This is a genomic window from Aeromicrobium sp. PFPM2_SD2, assembly GCF_057364525.1.
In genome coordinates this window covers 1-943 of record NZ_JBNFNZ010000657.1, presented here as the reverse complement: position 1 = coordinate 943, position 943 = coordinate 1, and the positions used below count along the sequence as shown (strand labels likewise).

Below are 943 nucleotides of genomic sequence, written 5' to 3'. Positions count from 1 at the left end.
AGGCGGCCGCAGCGCGACGCGGTGTTGTCGATCTCGTGGATGTCGGCGCCGAGCTGGCTGCGGCCGGAGGCCACGCCGCCGGACGCCTGGCCCGCGCCGATCCAGTCCGGCGTGCCGGGCGCCTCGACCAGCGCCCGCTTGACGTCCGGGCTGGTCGTCGCCTCGAGCGTCGCCATGGCGGCGGTGCCGACCAGGATGCCGTCCAGCGGCATGGCCGGGAAGCCGTGACGGCGCGACCAGGCGCCGGTCAGGTAGTCGGCCGCCACCTCCGGCGTGCCGATGCCGCCGCCGACGCACACCACGACGTTGTCGCAGGCGCGCAGGTCGGCGTAGGTGCTCAGCAGCAGCTCGTCGAGGTCCTCCCACGAGTGGTGTCCGCCGGCCTTGCCGCCCTCGACGTGGACGATCACCGGCGTCGGGGCGACCTGCTTGGCGATCGCCACGACCTGGCGGATCTGGGCGACGGTGCCGGGCTTGAACGCGACGTGCGACAGGCCCGACTCGCGCAGCTCGGCGACGATGGCGTCGGCCTCGTCCAGCTCGGGGACGCCGGCGCTGATCACGATGCCGTCGAGCGCCGACCCGGCCGCCCGGGCGCGCTGCACGAGGCGCTTGCCGCCCACGTGCAGCTTCCACAGGTACGGGTCCAGGAACATCGAGTTGAACTGGAACGTCGCGCCCGGCTCGAGCAGGCGGCCCAGCTCGGCCATGCGGGCGGCGAAGATCTCCTCGGTGACCTGGCCGCCACCGGCCAGCTCGGCCCAGTAGCCGGCGTTGGCCGCCGCGGCGACGATCGCCGCGTCGACGGTGGTGGGCGTCATGCCGGCCAGCAGCACCGGCGACTTGCCGGTCAGGCGGCTGAAGCGGGTCTCGGCGTACGTGCGGCGTCGGGCAGCGTCAGACGGAGGGGGCGTAGGCGTCCCAGGCCGGGGCGACCTTGCGG

Annotated in this window: 1 protein-coding gene; it reads right to left on the bottom strand. The window is 74.5% G+C overall.

Going from position 1 to position 943, the window contains the following annotated elements:
• A partial coding sequence (locus AC2W7G_RS17220; protein ID WP_485869515.1) for a fatty acid synthase subunit beta domain-containing protein occupies nucleotides 1-821 on the bottom strand: 821 nt, incomplete at its 3' end.
• Between the last annotated feature and the right edge of the window lie 122 nt (nucleotides 822-943).